The organism is Saccharothrix sp. NRRL B-16348, from assembly GCF_001280085.1.
In the GTDB taxonomy this organism is placed as follows: Bacteria; Actinomycetota; Actinomycetes; order Mycobacteriales; family Pseudonocardiaceae; genus Actinosynnema.
This window is the reverse complement of sequence record NZ_LGED01000131.1, coordinates 1-319: the sequence shown is the minus strand read 5'-3', so window position 1 is coordinate 319 and position 319 is coordinate 1. Positions and strand designations below refer to the sequence as shown.

General features: G+C 76.8%; 1 pseudogene. It reads left to right on the top strand.

The annotated features are described in order from the left end of the window. Positions 1-319: pseudogene (locus ADK67_RS52515) on the top strand (tetratricopeptide repeat protein); the annotation flags it as partial.

Below are 319 nucleotides of genomic sequence, written 5' to 3'. Positions count from 1 at the left end.
CGTCGACCTCGACGCCCAGGCCGCGCTGTACCGCAGCCTGGTGGCCGGGCGGCGGATGCTGGTCGTGCTGGACAACGCCGCCACCAGCGACCAGGTCGTGCCCCTGCTGCCCGGCTCGCCGTCCTGCACGGTGCTGGTCACCGGCCGTCACCGGTTGGCCTCGCTGATCGATCGGCACGGCGCCCGCCACCTGCCCCTGGACGTCCTGGACCGCGACGAGGCCCGCGGCCTGCTGGCCGCCCGCCTGGGCGCCGACCGCGTCGCCGCCGAACCCGAGGCGGTGGACGAGCTGATCGGGCTGTGCGGGGGCCACCCGCTG